This is a genomic window from Caballeronia sp. INML2 (assembly GCF_023631365.1).
Taxonomy (GTDB): domain Bacteria; phylum Pseudomonadota; class Gammaproteobacteria; order Burkholderiales; family Burkholderiaceae; genus Caballeronia; species Caballeronia turbans.
Genome location: NZ_JALQDH010000127.1, coordinates 1 through 18,514, shown reverse-complemented (window position 1 = coordinate 18,514; position 18,514 = coordinate 1). Strand labels below are relative to the sequence as shown.

Genomic DNA, 18,514 nt, shown 5'->3' with positions numbered 1-18,514 from the left:
CGAGAGTCTCAAGGCGCAAGTGCAGAAGCTCGGCGAGATTGAAGTGCGAATGCGCGCGGCGCCCGATGGCCAAATCTGGTTGTGTCGCGTTAAGGAAGATGGTGTGAGAAACTCCCTGCAATGAAGAGGACTGCTCACATGGCGAGAGAATAGAATTGGTCGGCAGCAGTCGATACGACGCCATCGTTACACATCTGCCCCTTGCGGATCATGTGCACGATCTCGATGCCCGACAGGATGACGCGCGCACAGTGGAAATCCTTGAATCCCATCATCGGTTTGATGATGCGCTTGACGGCGCGGTGGTCCTGCTCGACGATATTGTTCAGGTATTTGTTTTGCCGGATCTTGATTGGCGTTGGCCGCTCAGCGTTGAGCGCTTCAAGCGCGGCCAGATTAGCGCCGCTCTTGTCCACCGTGATCGTTTCGGGCTCGCCGTTCTGATCAATTGCTTTTTCGAAGTAACGCCGGGCTGTGGCCTTGTCACGATGGGCGCGCAGCAGAAAGTCGACCGTGTTACCTTCCTTGTCGACGGCGCGATAGAGAAATTTCCATTGGCCCTTGATCTTGACGTAGGTCTCGTCGACGCGCCAGCTCCTGCCCACCGGGCGTTTCCGACGGCGAAATGCCTTTTCAAACACCGGCAACAGCTTGATGACCCAGCGATGCACGCTGGAATGATCGACCTCGATACCCCGCTCGGCCATCATTTCTTCGAGGTTGCGCAGACTCAGCGAGTACGCCACGTACCAGCGCACGCATAGCAGGATCACATCCAGCGGATAGTGCAGTCGCTTCAGTACCTTGCCAATGCCGGTGGGCAGCGTCTTGCGTGGCGTCTTCGTCTTTGCCATCATGTTCGTCAAGCGTTGTGGTTCGACCGATTCTACTTGACCGCGTTAATGCGACAGAACCCCCGAGACCGGATACGGTTATATCGAGTCGGGCAAGGCGCTCGACGCGCCGGGCGGATTCGCCGTCGAGCGTTTCGTCGAGAAGCCTGACGCGGCGACCGCGGAGCGCTATGTCGCAAGCGGGCGCTTTCTGTGGAACAGCGGCATGTTCATGTTTCGGGCGCGCCGTTACCTGGAAGAACTCGAACGTTTCGCGCCCGAAATCGTGCATGCGTGCCGCGCTGCAATGGCCGGCAAGAAGTATGACGCGAGCTTCGTTCGCATCGACGAACAGGCATTCGCGAACTGTCCGTCGGATTCGATCGACTACGCGCTCATGGAAAAGACCGATGCCGCCGCGGTCGTTCCGATGGATTGCGGGTGGAGCGATCTCGGCACCTGGTCCGCGCTGTGGGACAGCGGCTCGCGCGACGCGTCGGGAAACGTCACGCGCGGCGATGTCGTCGTGGACGATGTCACCGAGTCCTATGCCTGGTCGTCCAACCGGCTCGTCGCGATGGTCGGCGTGAAGGATCTCGTCGTTGTCGAAACCAAGGATGCCGTTCTGGTCGCGGGCAAAGGCGAAGTCCAGCGCGTCAAGGAAATCGTTGCGCGCATCAAGGAAAACGGGCGCAACGAGTATCACAACCATCGGGAAATCTACCGTCCGTGGGGAAGCTACGACAGCATCGATGCAGGGACGCGTTATCAGGTGAAGCGCATCACCGTGAGACCCGGCGCGAAGCTGTCCGTGCAGCTGCATCATCATCGGGCCGAGCACTGGATCGTCGTGAGCGGCACAGCGCGCGTCACCAACGACGACAAAACCTACGTCCTGACCGAGAACGAATCGACCTACATTCCGATCGGATGTGTCCATGCGCTCGAGAACCCGGGCAAGATCCCGCTCGAACTCATCGAAGTGCAATCCGGCGCCTATCTCGGCGAGGATGACATCGTACGCTTCGAAGACCGGTACGGCCGCGCCTGGAGCGTATTCCCGGCAATTCGCCGCACGTTCCCGGGCAGCAAGGGGCGGCGGAGCCGGCGTCGCGACGCTCCATCAGCGGTCCGGCGCAATCCAACGATCCACCTTTCCAAATGATCCAACCCAAGGTCGTCATCGTCATACCCGCGCGTTTCGGGTCGACACGTTTGCCTGGCAAGCCTCTCGCCGATATCGCCGGCAAGCCGATGATTCAGCACGTCGTCGAGCGCGCGTCGATGGTGCGCGGCGTGCAGGCCGTCGTCGTCGCGACGGATGACACGCGCGTGCAGCAAGTCGTTGAAGCCTTCGGCGGCAAAGCCATGCTTACGTCTGCCGCGCACGAGTCGGGGACGGACCGCTTGTGCGAAGTCATGTCCAGGTTGCCGGCCGACATTTACATCAACGTGCAGGGCGATGAACCGCTTCTGCAACCCGCCCATATCGAAGCGCTTGTCGCAGAGACGACGGCGAACCCCGACGTGCAAGTCGGCACGCTGTGCCACGCGATCGACGCCGAAGAGGCGCGCGATCCGAACTCGGTAAAAGTCGTGTGCGCCGACAACGGCGATGCGCTTTATTTCAGCCGCTCACTCATTCCTTATCCGCGCGACGGCGAGCAGGCGCAGTACTTGAAGCACGTGGGGATTTATGCGTACCGGGCCGCCGCATTGGCACGCTACGGCATGCTTCCGATGCCAATGATCGAGCGCGCGGAGAAGCTCGAACAATTGCGTCTGCTTCACGCTGGACTGCGCATTCGGGCAATTCGGATCGACAGCGTGGGGCCGAGCGTCGATACGCAGGCGGACCTCGATCGCGTTCGCCGACTGATGACGGGTGAACCCGATATCGAGTCGCCGCCGCTTGCGGCAATCCGCATGGTCATCACCGATGTGGACGGCGTGCTCACCGACGGAGGCCTGTATTACGGACCGGACGGAGAGGCGATCAAGCGCTTTCATGTTCGCGATGGCCTCGGTATCCGTATGCTGCAGGAGAAGGGCATTGCGGTGGCCGTTGTCTCCGGGCGGGATTCCGCCGCGCTCCGTTCCCGGCTCGCGGACTTGCGCATCGAGCTGTTTCGCCTGGGCGTCAAGGATAAAGCCTGCGCGTGTCAGGACCTGTTCCGCGATTTCGACCTGAAGCCCGCGGAAGTCGCTTTCATCGGCGACGACAGCATCGACCTCCCGGGCTTCCAGGCTTGTGGCGTCTCCTTCGCGGTTCAGGACGCGCCTGCCTATATCCGGCAAGCCGCCGACATCGTGTTGAATAGCGCGGGCGGGCAAGGTGCGTTCCGTGAAGTCGCCGATGCGATTCTTCTCGCAAAGCAACAGCTTCATATCGCAGCTAGCGCACAAGGCTATCGGGAAGCGATGCACTCGATGGCGCAATAGCGAAAGTTATTAAACGCCAGAAGCTATCCGACAGCCGAAACAGCATCCCGGTTGCGCGTGATCCAGTCACTGAAGAGCTTGACCTTCGGCTGATTCGCGACGCAATCCGGATAGACGAAGTAGTAGCGTGACCCCGTTTCGAGGACGGTGTCGAACGGCATGACGAGCCGCCGCGCCGCCACGTCTTCGCTGACTAGCGTGCGGTCGCTGATCGCGACCCCGAAGCCCTGCATGGCGGCATTCGTCGCCAGATCGAGCGTTTCGAACGTCGGGCCGAGCGTCGCGTCGATCTCGTTCGCACCCGCGCGGTCGAGCCATAGCTTCCAGTCGCGGTGATCTCGCGTCGGATGCAGCAGCGCATGATGCGCAAGATCCGCTGCGGCGGCGAGCGGCCTTTCGCTAAGCAGATCCGGTGAACACACGGGCGTAAGCTGCTCGTCGAAGAGCGGCACGGCGTGCACGTCCGCACCGGGTGACGAACCATAGATAATCGCCGCATCGAAAGATTCCACCTGGAAGTCGACGTCGTGCTGCCAGGTCGTCGTGATCTGCAGCTGCAGTTCGGGATGCTCGCCCTGAAAACGCATGATCCTCGGCAGCATCCAGCGCATCACGCAGGTCGGCACTTTCAGCGCGAGATCGGTGCGCTGGCGCGTGAGACGCAGCGATACTTCCTCGATACGCGCGAACCCCTCTCTGACGACGGGCAGCAGCACGTCGCCTTCAGCGGTCAATGTCAGTCCCCTTGCGCCCCGTACGAACAGAGGAAATCCGAAATACTCCTCGAGCGCAAGAATCTGCCTGCTGATCGCCCCTTGCGTGAGACACAGATGTTCAGCCGCACGCGTGAAACTGCGGTGACGCGCGACCGTCTCGAAGATCTGTAATGCATTGAGCGGAGGAAGTCGTCGCATGGGGCGTGTCTCCGGTCATGGAAAGCTTGTCACTCGGAACTATAGTAGCAAGTCCGACGCGACGTGACGGCGCTGTTAGTGGAGTATCTTGGCCAGGAATTCCCTCGCGCGGTCGGACCTCGGATGGGCAAAGAACGCATCCTTGTCGTCGTCTTCGACGATGCGCCCGTGATCCATGAAGATGACCCGGTGCGCGACCTTTCTGGCGAAGCCCATTTCGTGCGTGACGCACATCATCGTCATGCCTTCCTGGGCCAGCTCGACCATCACATCCAGCACCTCGTTGATCATCTCCGGATCGAGCGCGGAAGTCGGTTCGTCGAACAGCATCGCGACCGGGTCCATCGACAACGCTCGCGCGATCGCCACGCGTTGCTGCTGGCCGCCGGAAAGCTGTGCGGGATATTTGTCCGCGTGCGCGCGCAAGCCAACTCGCTGGAGCAGGCGCAGCGCCTTGTCGGATGCTTCGTCTTTCGAGCGCCCCAGCACTTTCGTCTGCGCGAGCGTGAGGTTTTCCGTGATCGACATATGCGGAAACAGCTCGAAATGCTGAAATACCATCCCGACCTTCGAGCGCAGTTTCGACAGATTGGTCCGCTTGTCGTGGACGGCCTCGCCGTTGATCGTGATGCTCCCGCGCTGGAACGGCTCAAGTCCGTTGACCGTCTTGATGAGGGTCGATTTGCCGGACCCGGACGGCCCGCAGACCACGACCACTTCGCCTTTACTGACCGTGGTGGTGCAATCGGTCAGAACCTGAAACTGGCCGTACCACTTCGAGACGTTACCGATGGAAATCATGCGCAAACCCGTTTTGAAAGGACGTTGGACACCGAGTCGAACTTCAGCGATGCCTGCCGACCCGATACCGGCGTTCGAGCGCGCGCGCATACCAGGTCAGCGGAAAGCACATCGCGAAGTACAGCAACGCGACGAGGGCGTAGATCGGGAAAGGGCGAAACACCGCGTTCGTGATCATGGTCCCGGTCTTGGTCAGTTCCGTGAGCCCGATGATCGACGTGAGCGCGGTGCTCTTCACGACCTGCACGAGAAAGCCGACGGTGGGCGGCACGGCGATCTTCCATGCCTGCGGCCAGACGACATAACGCAACTGCTGCGTCCATGTCATGCCGAGGCTCGCCGCCGCGCTCCATTGACCGCTCGGCACCGCCTCGACACAGCCTCGCCAGATGTCGGAGAGATAGACGCCCGTATAGAGCGTGAGCGTGACCGTCGCCGCGGCCCACGGCGACACCTCCACGCCCAGCATCGGCAAGCCGAAGAAGCCGAGGAAGAGCTGCATCAGGAGCGGCGTGCCCTGGAACACTTCGACATACAGCACCACGAACCTGCGCAGCCACGGCAACGGCGACACGCGCATGGCGAGCAACAGCAGCCCTGTCAGGCCGCCGCCGACGAACGCGATCAACGAAAGCAACAGCGTCCAGCGCGCGGCGAGCATCAGGTTGCGCGCGATATCCCATAGCGTGAACTCGATCATCGTGAACGCTCCTTCGGAAGGCCGCGACCGGCCACGGCTGCACGTACGGAAAACAGCCCGCGCACCCCGCGTCGAGGCGCAATCGTGACGCCACGGGCGGCGCGTCCCGCGAACAGCCGCTTGCCGAGCCGGTTGATGAGCAGGCGCAACACGATCGACAGCAGCAGATAGATCGCGGTAACGATCACGTAGCATTCGAACGAACGGAAGTTGCGCGACTGAATGAAACTGGCGGCATGGGTCAGGTCCGGCACTGAGATCTGCGATACCACCGCGGAGCCGAGCATCACGATCAGCACCTCGCCGAGCAACGCCGGAAATACGTTGGCGAGCGCCTGCGGCAACACGACGTGGCGAAAGACATGCGGGCCCCGCAAGCCGAGCGCCATCGCGGCCTGGACCTGTCCGCGCGGAATCGAGTCGATGCCCGCCCGGACGATTTCCGTCGCATACGCACCGAGGTTCACGGTCATCGCGAGCACGGCGGCTTCGATTTCGCCGATGTGCACGCCGAGGCTCGGCAGCCCGAAGAACACGAAGAACAGCTGCACGAGAAAGGGCGTATTGCGAATGAGCTCGACATACGCGGCCACCACGGCACGAACCGGCTTCGACCCCGTCACGGCGATGCACGCTCCGCCGATGCCGACCAGACCGCCCAGGAGCGTCGATACGGCGGTGAGGCCGAGCGTGACCGCGACACCATGCGCGAGCACGTCCACGTAGAGGCCGAAGTCGCTGAAATCGAACGTGTAGGTCATCGAGGTTTCCTCGGCGTGCGATTGAACGAGAAAGCGCAGCGCATCACAGATCGGCCGGCAGCGGCGCGCGCAGCCACTTCTGGGAGATGGCGTTCATCGTGCCGTCCTTCTTCGCGGCTGCGATCGCCTCGTCCACCTTCTGCTTGAGGCGCGGTTCGTTCTTGTTCAGGCCGACGTGATCGGGCGAGCTGAAGAGCGAAAACTTCTGCTCGGGATCGATCGAGGGGTGACGGGCGATGATGGTCGCGCCCACGTCGTTGCCGACCACGAGCAGTTGCGTCTGCCCGGCCAGAAACGCGGAGATCGCGCCATTCGGGTCATCGAAGCGCTTGATGCTCGCGGACGGCGGCGCGACCTTGCTCACGCTCAGGTCTTCGAGCGTGCCGCGCGCAACCGCAATGCTCTTGCCGGCCAGATCGCCGGCGTTCTTCACGGCGAGCGACTTCGGACCGAATACGGCCAGGTTGTATGGCGCATACGCTTGCGAGAAGTCGATGACTTTTTCGCGTTCCGGCGTCTTGCCGACCGAGAGCAGCATGTCGGTCTTATGGTCGGCGAGGTACGCCATGCGGTTGTCGCCCGTAACCTGAATCAGTTCGACCTTCGCGTTGAGCGTCTTGCCGATGAGGTTGGAGACATCGATGTCGTAGCCTTGCGGTTTCATGTCCGGCCCGATCGAGCCGAACGGCGGATAGTCCTCGAACACGCCGATCCGCACGACGCCGGATTTGCTGATCGAGTCGAGCGCATCGGCCTGCGCGAGCGGCGCAAATGCGCAAAGGCCCACGGCGCCCGAGAAGGCGAGGGTGGCAAACGCGCGCTTGAAGAAGCGCTGCACGGAAGTCGTCGTGTTCATAGGGTGTCTCCTGTGACTATGTTTCGGTCGGCGTGAATCAATGCGCGGCACGTGCCGCGATGAGCTTGCAGGCATGCGGAGGCAGCTCCGCGAAGATGGGCATGCCAACCCGAAGATCCGGTGTTTCGCGCGGGGTCGTGGCCGCGGTGAGCGTGAAGCCGGCGCAATCGATGGTGGCTTCGAGCGACGCGCCGACATCCCGGATGAACGCCACTTTTCCGGCGAGCACGTTGGGTCCCGGATTGGCCATGACTGTCCGCATCGATACGTCCTCGGGGCGAATCAGCAAGCGGACATCACCTGTTGCGCCGCCTGCGAACGGCGCGGCATCGACGATGATCTGCTGGCCGCCGGGAAGCCCGATGCGGTCGGTGCCGTCGAGCGTGACGGGCAGGATGTTGCCGAGACCGATGAAATCGGCGACGAACTCGCTGACGGGATTGCGATAGATGTCGAGCGGCTTGCCGACCTGCGCGATGCGTCCTTTCTCCATCACGACGATCTCGTCGGCCATCGTCATGGCCTCGCGCTGGTCATGCGTCACCATGATCGTCGTGATGCCGAGGCGTTGCTGCAGCAGCCGGATTTCGACCTGCATCGCTTCGCGCAGCTTCGCGTCGAGCGCGGAGAGCGGTTCGTCGAGCAGCAACAGTTTCGGCGACGACGCGATCGCCCGGGCGATGGCCACGCGCTGCCGTTGCCCGCCCGAGAGCCGCGAGCTCGGCCGGTCCGCCATGTGCGGCAACTGGATCAGTTCGAGCAGTTCGGCGACCCGCACTGCCTGCGCGTCCTTCGCGACGCGGCGCAGCCGCAGCGGATAGGCGATGTTCTGCGCCACCGTCATGTGCGGAAAGAGCGCGAGCGACTGGAACACCATGCCGAAATCGCGCTGGTTCGCCGGCACGTGCGTCAGATCGCGCCCCGCAAATGCGACGGTTCCGGAGGTTGCCGTTTCGAGTCCCGCGATGATCCGCAACAGCGTCGTTTTCCCGCAGCCGGAGGGTCCGAGAAAGCACACGAGCTTGCCGTCGGGCACGGCGAGATCGACGTGATCGACTGCGTACGCGGTGTGAAAGCGCTTCGTCACCGCCTGAAGTGTCAGATGAGTCATGAGGGTTCTCTCTTCACAGCGCGACGCCTTCGTCGCCGACCAGTTTTTCGAGCAGCCAGATCAATGCGAAATCGATGAGCACGATGACGACCGCGAACGAAAACACGGTCGGATCGAGCGAGGACACGGTGCGGCTGTACAGCCAGATCGGCAACGTCATCGTATCGATGCCGTATAGAAAGAACGTCACCGTGAATTCGTTGAACGAGATGATGAAGGCGAACAGCATGCCGGCCAGAATGCCCGGCCGCATGAGCGGCAAGACCACATCGACGATCGCGCGCCACGGGCTCGCGCCCATCACGCACGCGGCTTCCTCGAACTCGGGGCCGATCGATGCGACCGATGCGGCGCAGTTCTTCACCGTGAACGGCAAGGCGAGAATCACGTGCGCGATGATGAGCCGAAAGATGCCGAGCTCGACGGGCAGCACGTTGAACACGAGCAGCAGCGAAAGCCCGAGCATCACGAGCGGATAGACGAGCGGCAGCGCGACCAGTTGCTCTATCACGGCCTTGCCGCGAAAGCGGTAGCGTGAAAGCGCGTAGGCGGCGGGCACCGAGACCGCGGTGGCGATGATCATCGTCGAGACCGCGACGATGAGGCTCGTCGTCAGAGCGGTTCCCATCGAGAGCACGTCGCTCGCGTCGGGCGACACGAACGTGTGCCACGCGGCCTGATACCAGCGCAGCCCGAAGCTCGGCGGCGGGAATTCGAGCGTATCCGAATTGCCGAACGACATTGTGATCATCGTGATGATCGGCAATGCCGCGAGAAAGAGCACGACGGTCGCGAGCAGGCTGGTCGCGCGGCCCAGACGTCCGGGCATGACCGCGGCAAGGCGCAGGGTACTCATGAGCAGGATTCCTCCGTGCGTTGCATGCCGCGCACGAGCCGTTGCGAGACCGACATGACGACGAGCGTCGCCACCATCAGCACCACGCCGGATGCCGACGCCGCCGGCCAGTTCAGGAGCGGCGCCACCTGATCGTGCACGAGCACGGCGAGCATGGGGACGCGCCGCCCGCCGAGCAGCAGCGGCACGGCGAACGCGCTCGCGTTGTAAGCGAAGACGAGCAGGGCGCCGGAAACCAGGCCGGGCATCGCGAGCGGCAGGACGATGTGACAGAGCGTCTGCCAGCGGCTCGCGCCGAGCGTTGCAGCCGCCTCTTCGTAGGAGCGCGAGATGGCGCGCATCGCGCTTGCGAGCGGCAACACGGCGAGCGGAAACGCGGTCTGGATCAGGCCGAGCAGCACGCCGTTCTCGCGGTAGAGCCACTGCAGCGGACGCTGTACGATGCCGGCGGCAAGCAACGCATGATTGAGCATGCCCGCCGGCCCCAGCATCACGAGCCAGCCGTAGCCCTGCAGCAGCAGGTTGACGAGCAGCGGCAGAAGCACGCCAGCAAGGAGCAGGCGGCGCGCCAGCCGCGACTCCGTGCGCGCCATCGCAAGCGCCACGGGAATCGCGAGCAGCACCGCGCAGACCATGCTTTGAAACGCGAGCTTCAGCGTGAGCCAGAGCGAACGCATGAAGTACGAATCGGCGAGGTCCGCGTAATTGTGCAGCGTGAGCGCGTGCCACTCGTTCCCCGATACGCCGAAGCTCATGCGCAGCACCGCGAGCGAGGCTGCGACGAGCACGGCGAGAAACGCCAGGATCGGCGCGAGCAGCACCCATGGCGGCACCCTGGGCAACGCGGGAGCCGCCGGCTGCCCGACGGCTGCGTCCGCGATTGCGGCTGTCCTGCGACGGAAAAGAAGTGCGGACATGGATGTCAGGCCGAGAAGATTTCCGTATAGCGCTTGATCCAGGCCGGCTGCACCGCCGCCAGCGCCTTGTCGTCGTGCAACACGGCGTTCTCGGCGATCTGTTGCGGAGACGGCACGAACGCGCGGCTTTCGGCGGGGATCACCGCCTTCGAGTTCACCGGACCGTTCAGCACGTCGGCGGCCATGCGGCCTTGCACGCCGGCGTCGAGCGAATGGTTGATGAACGCGTGGATCAGGTCGATGTCGCCCGGATGCGCCTTGGGAATGACCGTGAACATCAGCTGGGTCGCGAAGCCTTCCTTCATGCCGTACGTGACGGCCATCTTGTACTCGGGCTTGCGCAACTGATTGGGGAAGAACGCCGGCGAGTAGATGCCGCCGATATCCAGCGATCCGGTGCGAAACAGATCGGCGACCTGATTCGGATTCTCGCCGAGCGTGAGCACCCGATCCTTCAGTTGCGCGAGCTTCTTGAAGCCGGGCTCGATGTTCTGCTGCGAGCCACCGGCCATCTTGGCGGCGATGATCGCGAGATCGACCGCTTCCGCCCACTCCGGTGGCGGCAGGAAGATCCGCCCCGCATATTTCGGATCCCAGAGCGCCTCGTAGGTCGTGGGCGCCGCCTTCACCGACGACGTGCTATAGACGAGACCGTCCGACCACAGCAGATAGCCGATCCCAAAACCATTGGCGCCGGTGCGGTACTTCGCGTCGACGTCCTTCAGGTTCGGCAGCCGGTTCAGATCGGGCTTCATCAGCAGTCCGGCGTCCGCAAGGCCCGAAGCGCCCACGCCCGCGAGCGTGATCACGTCGTAGGTCGGCCTGTCTCCGGCCGCCTTCACTTTTGCCACCATGCCGGACGTGCCGTCGGCGCGGTCGGCGATGACCTGCGCGCCGGTCTTCTGACTGAAGGTTGCGGCGATGTTGCGCAATGCCGCGGCGCCGGTGTCGTCGGACCACGTCAAGAGGCGCAGCGTCTTCCCGGCAAAGCTCTTTTCCTGCGCCCTCGCCGTGCTGATGAACGGCATCGGCAGGCTCGACGCGGCGAGCGCCGCGCCGATGGTCTTGATGGCCTGCCTTCTGCCTCGTTTGATGTCTTGCATGGCTCACTCCTCACTAAAACGGTGCAGCAGTCGGTCAATGCGGTGGGTCAATCAACAACGGCGTCGGTGAGAACACTCTAGGGATGCAAAATTTTGGCAACAATCGAATTCTCGGCATGGTTGCCATGAGCCGACCGCATGGCTCCGACTTAGCAAGCCTTTCGAACGGCGCCGGGCGCCGCGCTCAGGATCTGCTTGACTTCCTGGAATGCCGCGAGCCCGAAAGGCCCCAGCTCGCGGCCGATGCTGCTTTTCTTGTAGCCGCCCCAGGAAGTCTGAGGAAAGATCAGCTGCGGTGTATTGATCCAGACGACACCCGCCTCTAGCTCCGCGGCCACGCGCTCGCCGCGTGTCCCGTCGCGCGTGACGACGGTTGCGACCAGGCCGAACTCGGTATCGTTGGCCGTGGCGATCGCATCGTCTTCCGTATCGAAGCTGCGCACGCACAACACGGGGCCGAATATCTCTTCGCGCCACAGCGCGCTGCCTGTGGGAAGATCGACGAACATCGTCGGCTGGACGAAATATCCTTCTCCTTCCGGCGCTTCGCCCTGGACCACGAGACTCGCGCCGTCCGCCTTGCCCCGCGCGATGAAACCTTGCACGCGTTCGTACTGCGCGCGATTCGTGAGCGGCCCCATCTGCACGCCGGATGCAAACGGATCGCCGACGACGGTTCGCGCCACGCGCTCGGCGAGGCGCGCGATCAGCGCCTCTGCGAGCGGCCGCTCGACGAGCACCCGCGACGTGGCCGAGCACATCTGTCCGGCATTGAAGAACGCGCCGCCCGTGACGAGATCGACGGCGAGATCGAGGTCGGCGTCCGCGAAGACGATGATCGACGACTTGCCGCCCAGTTCGAGGCTCACGCCCTTGATGGATTGCGCCGCCGCTTTCATGACGTGCTCGCCGACCGCCGTGCTGCCGGTGAACGACACCTTCGACACGAGTGGATGCGTCGTGAGCGCCGCACCGACCTCCGCGCCGGTGCCCGTCACGACGTTGAAGACGCCCGGCGGCAGACCCGCGCGCTCGACGATCGCGGCCAGTTCCAGTTCCGGCAAGGGTGTGAATTCGGAGGGCTTCAGCACGACGGTGCATCCGGCGGCGAGCGCGGGGGCAAGTTTCCACGCCGTCGTGACCATGGGGAAGTTCCAAGGCACGATCAGGCCGACCACGCCCGCCGGTTCACGGCGGATCACGGCACGATGATCGCTGCTCGGAATGGCGACCTCTTCTTCCGCTCCATCCAGCGTTTCCGCGAGCTCCGCGTAATAGTCGAAGGTCGCGACCACGTCGCCGACGTCGATGCGCGATTCGGCAATCGGCTTGCCGTTGTTGAGCGACTGAAGCGCGGCGAGGCGCTCGCCATGCGCCTCCACGCCGCGCGCAATCGCACGCAGAAAGCCGGCGCGCTCTGCGCCCGATGTCTGCTTCCAGGCGCGAAACGCACGCGATGCCGCGCGCGCCGCGCGATCGACATCGGCGGGGCCGCCGGCCTCCACGTCGACGATCGTTTCTTCAGTCGATGGATTGACGACGGGCAAACGCCGGCTCGTCTCGGCCATGCACCAGCAGCCATCGATGAAGAGCCGGGTGCGCAGCGGGAAATCGAAAAGGGGGCGTGCTTGCGCGCTCATGACGGCACCCGTGCAAACCAGTCGGCTTCGCGAACCTCGATCACGGTCGGGATGTCGCGCGATACCGTCCGCCGCAATTGCGCGTCGAGCGCCTGTGGATCGTCGACGCTCACGGCCTCGCATCCGAAGGCGCTTGCCAGCGCCATGAAGTCGGGCGTGTAGATATCGACACCGACGGGCGAGATATTCCGCTGGTCCATATATTTCCGGATCTCGCCGTAGCCGAAGTTGTTCCACAGCAGCACGATCACGGGCACGCGCGCTTCCACCGCGCTCGCCAGTTCCGGCAGCGTGAACTGAAAGCCGCCGTCTCCGATGAGACACACGACGGGCCGCTCACCGGCGGCAAGCTTCGCGCCGATCGCGGCGGGCAGCCCGTATCCGAGCGTGCCGTAGCCGGTCGATGAGTTGAACCATGAGCGCGGGGCCGGCGCATCGTGGAGGAAATTGCCCGCGTAGACCGGGCTCGTCGAATCGCCTGCAATGATGACGCCGGGCAGGGCGCCGACGATCGTGTCGATCAGGCGCTGCTGCGATCGCATCGCGGCGTCGCAGTCGGCGAAGATGGCGTTGCGCACGGCCGTCACGCGCGCGGCGCCCCAGTCCGGCGATGCGGGACGCACCGCGCGCTCGTGCAGTCTCGCCGACAGCGCGCTCAACGTCTCGCGCGAGTCGGCGACGATCGCCACGTCCGGTTGAGCATTGCGCATGACCTGCTGCGCATCGATATCGACGCGGATGAGTTGTCCGGCGATCGCGAACCCGCCATCGAAAAGCACGTCATAGTCGGTCTCGCCCAGTTCGGTTCCGACCGCGAGCACGACGTCGGCTTCGCGAATCATCGCGCGGGTCGGCGGGAGCGACTGCGTCGAGCCGATGAGAAGCGGCGCTGCGCACGGCAGAAGTCCTTTCGCGTTGATGGTGAGCGCCACGGGCGCCTCCAGCCGCTCGGCGAGTTCGCGCAGTTCGACTGCGGCGTGCGCGGCGCCGCCGCCGGCGAGAATCAGCGGGCGCCTGGCATCGGCGAGCAGATCCACGGCACGGGCGAGCGCGGCGGGATGGGCGGCGGGCTTCGTCGCGCGCACGGCGGACGCTCCCTTCATCGCGTTCGCCGGCGACACGATGACATCGAGCGGAATCTCGATATGGACGGGCCGCGGCCGCGCGCTCTCGAACACGGCAAACGCGCGCGCCAGTGCCTGAGGCAACTCGGCGGCATCCAGCAAGGTATGGGAGAACGCGGCGAGTCCGTCGAATACTTCGCGCTGCGAAGGAAGTTCATGCAGACGCCCGTCGCCGTTGCCGAGCTGGCTGCGTGCATTGACGCTCGATATCACGAGCATCGGAATGGAGTCGGCATAGGCTTGCGCCATCGCGGTCGCGATGTTGGTCATGCCCGGTCCGGTGATGATGAAGCACACGCCGGGTTTGCCCGTGACACGCGCGTATCCGTCGGCCATGAAGCCCGCACCCTGTTCGTGACGAGGCGTCACGTGCCGGATCGACGAGTGCGCAAGCCCGCGATAGAGCTCCACGGTGTGCACACCCGGAATGCCGAAGACGTACTCGACGCCGTAGGTTTCGAGCAGTGTGACGAGCGCTTCGCCACAGGTTTGAAGGCATGAGTCGAAGTGCTTGCTGGATTCGCGAAGGTTCATCGGTCGTCGGATTCCTGGTTGGTTTGAGCGCGGACGCAGTCGGCTGGACGAGTCGACAGTGCGCGCGGGTCTCGGGCATCGGTGGAATCATTCTCGATGCGGCCTGGCCGCGACGACAATCGAAAAGATCTCATGGGGCGCATGACTTCCCTGCATGAGGCAATGAAGACTCGAATTGATGTGTGAAGCACAATGGCGTGGTGCTGCATACTTTGACATCGCACCACCGAGGACATCGACATGGCTACCGACCTTGCACGATCGTGGCTGACCTTGAGCGCGCCCGTGGCCGCCGCGCGGGCCGAGGGCCGCCCCATCGTGGCGCTGGAATCGACCATCATCGCCCACGGCATGCCTTACCCCGAGAACATTCGCACCGCGCGCGAAGTGGAGGCGCTGATTCGGGACGCCGGGGCCGAGCCCGCGACGATCGCCGTGATCGGCGGGCGAATCCGCGTCGGCCTGACCGACGGCGAACTGGAACTGCTCGGCCGTTCGGACCATGTCCATAAGATCAGCCGCCGCGACCTGCCGGCGGTGCTGGCCAGCGGCGAGCCCGGCGCCACGACGGTGGCCGGCACGATGATCTGTGCCGCGCTGGCCGGTATCGAGGTATTCGTCACCGGCGGCATTGGCGGCGTGCACCGGGGCGCGCAGGAAACCTTCGACATCTCGGCCGATCTGCAGGAGCTGGCGAAGACCTCGGTGGCGGTGGTCTGCGCCGGCGCGAAGTCCATCCTGGACATCGGGCTCACGCTGGAATACCTGGAGACGCACGGCGTGCCGGTGCTCAGTTGCGAGCAGGACAATTTCGCGGCGTTCTACACGCGCGACAGCGGTTTTCGCGCGGACTTCAGGCTGGACGACGCGGCAGAGCAGGCACGCTTCATCCGCGCCAAATGGGACCTGGGCCTCGTCGGGGGTGTCGTGTTGAGCACGCCGGTGCCGGAAGCATCGGAGATGGCGGTCGAAGAGATCGACGCGCTGACGCGGCAGGCGCTCGTCGAGGCGACGGAGCAAGGCATCACCGGCAAGGCGCTGACACCCTTCTTATTGGCTCGCATCGATGCGCTGACGGGCGGGCGCAGTCTGGCGACGAACATCGCGCTCGTGAAACACAATGCCGAAGTGGGGGCGAGACTGGCGTTGGCGCTCGCACACGCGGGGCGCCGGGCAGGCCAGGCCTAGCGGCCGGGACGGATCGAACTGAGGAAGAACGCGCGAACCCGATACGCTTCGCCGCGTTCAACGCAAGGAGGTGGGGACATGGAAGCACCGTCCGGGCAGCGCATGAGCCCGCAGATTCCGGCCATTGCGCCAGCGCGAACCGCGCTCGTCGTCATGCATTACCAGGCCGATATTCTCGGGCTCTTTCCATCGGTCGCGCCGGCGCTGATCGCCAATACGCGCACACTATGCGACGCGGCGCGGGCCAGGGGCGTCGGCGTTTATTTCGTCAACCTACGCTTCAGTCCGGGCTATCCGGAAGTCAGCCCGTTGAACAAGAACGGCCAGGGAATCAAACGGCTGGGTCTTTTCACCGGCGACCGGACCGCGCCGGAGCTGGGCCAGCGCGATGATGAACCGCTCATCATCGCGCACCGGGCCAGCGTGTTCTTCGGCACCGGTCTGGAGGAACGGCTTGCCGCGCGAGGCGTCGATTCGCTGATCATGGCCGGCATTGCGTCGACCGGTGTCGTGCTGTCGTCGGTCGCATATGCGAGCGATGCGGACTTCCGCCTGTACACGGTCAAGGATTGTTGTTACGACCCGGATCAGGTGGTGCATGAACATCTGTTCTCGACCGCGTTCGAGTCGCGCACGACGGTGCTGTCGCTCGCGGATGCCTTATTGCTGCTCGCCTAGCCGACATCCGCGGCGTCGCGTAGATCGTCGAGGTCGCGTCCGCGCGTCTCGGGCGTGTAGTACGTCGTCACGACGCCGATCAGGCTCAGAATGGCGACATAGCTGGCAAGCGGAATCCACGCGAGAACGCGGCCTTCATTGCCGCCCCAGTGCGCGGTCGCCCAGGCGATGATCGACGCGCCGATCAGCGGCGCCACGCCGCCCGCGATCACGGCGGACACTTCGCGCCCCACCGCGACGCCCGCGTAGCGATGCTGCGCGCCGAAGAGTTCGGGCAGCAGCGCGCCTTGCGTGGCGAACATGCCCCAGACGCCCGCGAGCGCGACGCACAGCATCGCGATGCTCGCCGCCGCGTTGCCCTGGCTCAAAACCCACCATGTCGGATAGGCCAGCACCAGCTGATACAGCGCGAAGGCACGATAGACGGGCACGCGTCCGACGCGATCGCTGAGCTTGCCGGTGAGCGGAATGACCACCGCGCCCGACACGCCCGCGAGCAGCAGCGCCACCGGCCCGATCGGTCCCTTGAGGCCGGTCGCGGTAACCATGTAGCTGATCGCGAGCGACTGATAGATCGACGAGCCGCCGTTCTCCGCCATGCGCATGCCGATGACCTTGAGCAGCGTCGGCTTCGAATGCCTGATGAGATGCCTGAGCGGGCTGTCGTTGATCTGCTGCCGTGCTTCGAGCTTCGAAAACGACGGCGATTCCTTCAGCTTCAGCCGGATCCAGATCGCCACCGCGATGATGAGCACGCTCAGCAGGAACGGCCCGCGCCATAGCCAGCTTTGCGAAATATCCTCGACGCGCACCAGCGCGAAGTAGATCGCGGCGGCCATCACCGTGCCGAGCAGCACGCCCATGAAGGGCAGGGCGGCGAAGTAGCCGCGGCGCTTCGCGGGCGCGTATTCGGCCATCAGGACGGCCGCTCCGGCCTGTTCGGCGCCGGCGCCGAGACCTTGCAGCAGGCGGCAGCCGACGAGCAGGACCGGCGCCCAGATGCCCGCGCTCGCGTAGGTCGGCAACACGCCGATGAGCGTGCTGGCGACGCCCATCAGCAGGATCGTCGCCATCAGCACGAACTTGCGGCCGTAACGGTCGCCGAGCGCGCCGAAGACGATGCTGCCCACCGGCCGGATCGCGAAGCCGAGGAAGTAAGCGCCGAAGCTCGCGATCAGACCGATGGCGGGATCGCTCGACGGGAAGAACAGCGGCCCGAAGATCAGCGCCGACGCGAGGTTATAGAGCGCGAAGTCGTAGTATTCGAGCGCACTGCCGAGCGATGCGGCCCATGCGGCACGATACAGATCGCGCGTCGTGACCTCGTCACGGCCATGGTTGACGTTGCCGTCGGTGTTGTGTGCGAGTCCGCCGTCGGCGGCTGCGATGGTTGGCTGATGCTTCATGATGTCTCTCTCCGTTCCTGCGACCACTGGCGGAAGTCCCGTCCTCGTCTTCGCGCGAGATGCGGGACCGCCGGATTTTTCCTGCTATGCGATCGGGCTAGCCCACGCGGGCGATTTCGTCGAGCAGGGCGGCGCTCATTGCGTCCAGCGGCGCTGCCTTGCCCGTGTATAACTCGACCTGACCGCAGAACTGATGCAGCAGCATGCGCGTGCCTTCGACCACGCGGCAGCCGAGTTCGGCGGCATCGCGGATCAGCTTCGTGCGCACGGGGATGAAGGCCGCGTCCATCACAACGAGATGCGGTGCAAGCTGCCCGGCCCGCAATGGATTGACGTCCGGCGCGCGGAAACCGGCGGCGGTCGCGTTCACGACGATGTCGAACGCATGCGGATCGAAATCGTTCAGACCGCCGCCGAACGCGAGACCGAAGTCTTCGGCGAGCGAGCGCCCGCGCGACGCGGTGCGGTGAACACGATGACCTGGCCGCCGGTGCGCCGCATGCCCCACGCGATCGCGGGGGGGGGGGGGGGGCCCCGGCGCGCCCGGCGGGGGGGCGGGGGGGGCGGGGGCGGCGGGGGCGCGCGCACGGCCCCGACGCCGTCCGCGATGTTGGAGTTGTGTCTTACGTCGACGTTGTAGTTTGTGTTTT

At 64.4% G+C, this 18,514-nt stretch carries 17 protein-coding genes and 2 pseudogenes; 5 read left to right on the top strand and 14 right to left on the bottom strand.

The window, feature by feature from the left end; translation table 11 throughout:
* Positions 1–134: 134 nt before the first annotated feature.
* Entirely contained in the window at positions 135–857 is a 723-nt protein-coding gene (locus tag NCT32_RS35545; RefSeq protein ID WP_086961610.1) for an IS6 family transposase, read from the bottom strand.
* Between the two features lie 64 nt (positions 858–921).
* Between NCT32_RS35545 and NCT32_RS35540 the strand changes: the two are divergent.
* The 3 genes and pseudogenes from NCT32_RS35540 to NCT32_RS37530 form a co-directional block, all read left to right on the top strand.
* Positions 922–1,998: pseudogene (locus tag NCT32_RS35540) on the top strand (mannose-1-phosphate guanylyltransferase/mannose-6-phosphate isomerase); the annotation flags it as partial.
* Positions 1,995–2,720: pseudogene (kdsB, locus tag NCT32_RS37535) on the top strand (3-deoxy-manno-octulosonate cytidylyltransferase); the annotation flags it as partial. The pseudogenes NCT32_RS35540 and kdsB, both read left to right, overlap by 4 nt.
* The gene (locus NCT32_RS37530) at positions 2,712–3,275 is read left to right on the top strand and encodes an HAD-IIIA family hydrolase (protein ID WP_311768216.1); all 564 of its coding nucleotides are present in this window, start codon (positions 2,712–2,714) and stop codon (positions 3,273–3,275) included. The pseudogene kdsB and the gene NCT32_RS37530, both read left to right, overlap by 9 nt.
* Positions 3,276–3,298: 23 nt before the next feature.
* Here the strand turns inward: NCT32_RS37530 and NCT32_RS35530 are convergent, their stop codons facing one another.
* The 11 genes from NCT32_RS35530 to NCT32_RS35480 all read right to left on the bottom strand — a co-directional run bounded on the left by NCT32_RS35530 (position 3,299) and on the right by NCT32_RS35480 (position 14,592).
* The gene (locus NCT32_RS35530; RefSeq protein WP_061121574.1) at positions 3,299–4,189 is read right to left on the bottom strand and encodes a LysR substrate-binding domain-containing protein; all 891 of its coding nucleotides are present in this window, start codon (positions 4,187–4,189) and stop codon (positions 3,299–3,301) included.
* A gap of 75 nt (positions 4,190–4,264) precedes the next feature.
* Complete coding sequence (locus NCT32_RS35525; RefSeq protein WP_061121577.1) at positions 4,265–4,990, bottom strand: amino acid ABC transporter ATP-binding protein; 726 nt, start codon at positions 4,988–4,990, stop codon at positions 4,265–4,267.
* A gap of 43 nt (positions 4,991–5,033) precedes the next feature.
* On the bottom strand, positions 5,034–5,690 hold the full coding sequence (locus tag NCT32_RS35520; protein WP_250491407.1) for an amino acid ABC transporter permease: 657 nt from the start codon (positions 5,688–5,690) through the stop codon (positions 5,034–5,036).
* Positions 5,687–6,451 (bottom strand): amino acid ABC transporter permease, encoded by a 765-nt coding sequence (locus NCT32_RS35515; RefSeq protein ID WP_061121572.1) that lies wholly within the window; start codon positions 6,449–6,451, stop codon positions 5,687–5,689. The genes NCT32_RS35520 and NCT32_RS35515 overlap by 4 nt, the downstream gene beginning before the upstream one ends.
* 43 nt (positions 6,452–6,494) lie before the next feature.
* Complete coding sequence (locus NCT32_RS35510) at positions 6,495–7,307, bottom strand: transporter substrate-binding domain-containing protein (RefSeq protein WP_061121571.1); 813 nt, start codon at positions 7,305–7,307, stop codon at positions 6,495–6,497.
* Positions 7,308–7,344: 37 nt separating this feature from the next.
* On the bottom strand, positions 7,345–8,418 hold the full coding sequence (locus NCT32_RS35505; protein WP_061121570.1) for an ABC transporter ATP-binding protein: 1,074 nt from the start codon (positions 8,416–8,418) through the stop codon (positions 7,345–7,347).
* 13 nt (positions 8,419–8,431) lie between these two features.
* On the bottom strand, positions 8,432–9,274 hold the full coding sequence (locus NCT32_RS35500; protein ID WP_061121569.1) for an ABC transporter permease: 843 nt from the start codon (positions 9,272–9,274) through the stop codon (positions 8,432–8,434).
* Positions 9,271–10,200 (bottom strand): ABC transporter permease, encoded by a 930-nt coding sequence (locus NCT32_RS35495; protein WP_086961608.1) that lies wholly within the window; start codon positions 10,198–10,200, stop codon positions 9,271–9,273. Before NCT32_RS35495 ends, NCT32_RS35500 begins: the two co-directional genes overlap by 4 nt.
* Positions 10,197–11,294, bottom strand: a complete 1,098-nt coding sequence (locus NCT32_RS35490; protein WP_061121567.1) for a PotD/PotF family extracellular solute-binding protein — start codon at positions 11,292–11,294, stop codon at positions 10,197–10,199. Before NCT32_RS35490 ends, NCT32_RS35495 begins: the two co-directional genes overlap by 4 nt.
* 149 nt (positions 11,295–11,443) lie before the next feature.
* Positions 11,444–12,934: an aldehyde dehydrogenase family protein gene (locus tag NCT32_RS35485; protein WP_061121566.1), complete on the bottom strand. Its 1,491-nt coding sequence runs from the start codon at positions 12,932–12,934 to the stop codon at positions 11,444–11,446.
* A complete protein-coding gene (locus NCT32_RS35480) occupies positions 12,931–14,592 on the bottom strand; it encodes a 5-guanidino-2-oxopentanoate decarboxylase (RefSeq protein WP_061121565.1) in 1,662 nt (553 codons plus the stop codon). The genes NCT32_RS35485 and NCT32_RS35480 overlap by 4 nt, the downstream gene beginning before the upstream one ends.
* Before the next feature lie 240 nt (positions 14,593–14,832).
* On the opposite strand from NCT32_RS35480, the gene NCT32_RS35475 reads away from it, so the two are divergent.
* Positions 14,833–15,780 carry a pseudouridine-5'-phosphate glycosidase gene (locus NCT32_RS35475; RefSeq protein WP_061121564.1) on the top strand — a complete coding sequence of 316 codons (948 nt, stop codon included), beginning with the start codon at positions 14,833–14,835 and terminating at the stop codon, positions 15,778–15,780.
* Positions 15,781–15,858: 78 nt separating this feature from the next.
* On the top strand, positions 15,859–16,458 hold the full coding sequence (locus NCT32_RS35470; RefSeq protein WP_061121563.1) for an isochorismatase family cysteine hydrolase: 600 nt from the start codon (positions 15,859–15,861) through the stop codon (positions 16,456–16,458).
* Here the strand turns inward: NCT32_RS35470 and NCT32_RS35465 are convergent.
* Together NCT32_RS35465 and NCT32_RS35460 are read right to left on the bottom strand one after the other, a co-directional pair.
* Entirely contained in the window at positions 16,455–17,864 is a 1,410-nt protein-coding gene (locus tag NCT32_RS35465; protein ID WP_061121562.1) for an MFS transporter, read from the bottom strand. The two genes, NCT32_RS35470 and NCT32_RS35465, sit on opposite strands and share 4 nt — an antisense overlap.
* A gap of 97 nt (positions 17,865–17,961) precedes the next feature.
* A partial coding sequence (locus NCT32_RS35460) for a shikimate dehydrogenase family protein (protein WP_409241568.1) occupies positions 17,962–18,514 on the bottom strand: 553 nt, incomplete at its 5' end.

Excerpts from the sequence above, each read along its gene's own strand:
- NCT32_RS35490 (WP_061121567.1), bottom strand. The coding sequence starts at position 11,294 with ATGCAAGACATCAAACGAGGCAGAAGGCAGGCCATCAAGACCATCGGC.
- NCT32_RS35520 (WP_250491407.1), bottom strand. The coding sequence starts at position 5,690 with ATGATCGAGTTCACGCTATGGGATATCGCGCGCAACCTGATGCTCGCC.
- NCT32_RS35470 (WP_061121563.1), top strand. The coding sequence starts at position 15,859 with ATGGAAGCACCGTCCGGGCAGCGCATGAGCCCGCAGATTCCGGCCATT.
- NCT32_RS35500 (WP_061121569.1), bottom strand. The coding sequence starts at position 9,274 with ATGAGTACCCTGCGCCTTGCCGCGGTCATGCCCGGACGTCTGGGCCGC.
- NCT32_RS35475 (WP_061121564.1), top strand. The coding sequence starts at position 14,833 with ATGGCTACCGACCTTGCACGATCGTGGCTGACCTTGAGCGCGCCCGTG.
- NCT32_RS35505 (WP_061121570.1), bottom strand. The coding sequence starts at position 8,418 with ATGACTCATCTGACACTTCAGGCGGTGACGAAGCGCTTTCACACCGCG.
- NCT32_RS35465 (WP_061121562.1), bottom strand. The coding sequence starts at position 17,864 with ATGAAGCATCAGCCAACCATCGCAGCCGCCGACGGCGGACTCGCACAC.
- NCT32_RS35485 (WP_061121566.1), bottom strand. The coding sequence starts at position 12,934 with ATGAGCGCGCAAGCACGCCCCCTTTTCGATTTCCCGCTGCGCACCCGG.
- NCT32_RS37530 (WP_311768216.1), top strand. The coding sequence starts at position 2,712 with ATGACGGGTGAACCCGATATCGAGTCGCCGCCGCTTGCGGCAATCCGC.
- NCT32_RS35480 (WP_061121565.1), bottom strand. The coding sequence starts at position 14,592 with ATGAACCTTCGCGAATCCAGCAAGCACTTCGACTCATGCCTTCAAACC.
- NCT32_RS35530 (WP_061121574.1), bottom strand. The coding sequence starts at position 4,189 with ATGCGACGACTTCCTCCGCTCAATGCATTACAGATCTTCGAGACGGTC.
- NCT32_RS35510 (WP_061121571.1), bottom strand. The coding sequence starts at position 7,307 with ATGAACACGACGACTTCCGTGCAGCGCTTCTTCAAGCGCGCGTTTGCC.
- NCT32_RS35515 (WP_061121572.1), bottom strand. The coding sequence starts at position 6,451 with ATGACCTACACGTTCGATTTCAGCGACTTCGGCCTCTACGTGGACGTG.
- NCT32_RS35545 (WP_086961610.1), bottom strand. The coding sequence starts at position 857 with ATGATGGCAAAGACGAAGACGCCACGCAAGACGCTGCCCACCGGCATT.
- NCT32_RS35525 (WP_061121577.1), bottom strand. The coding sequence starts at position 4,990 with ATGATTTCCATCGGTAACGTCTCGAAGTGGTACGGCCAGTTTCAGGTT.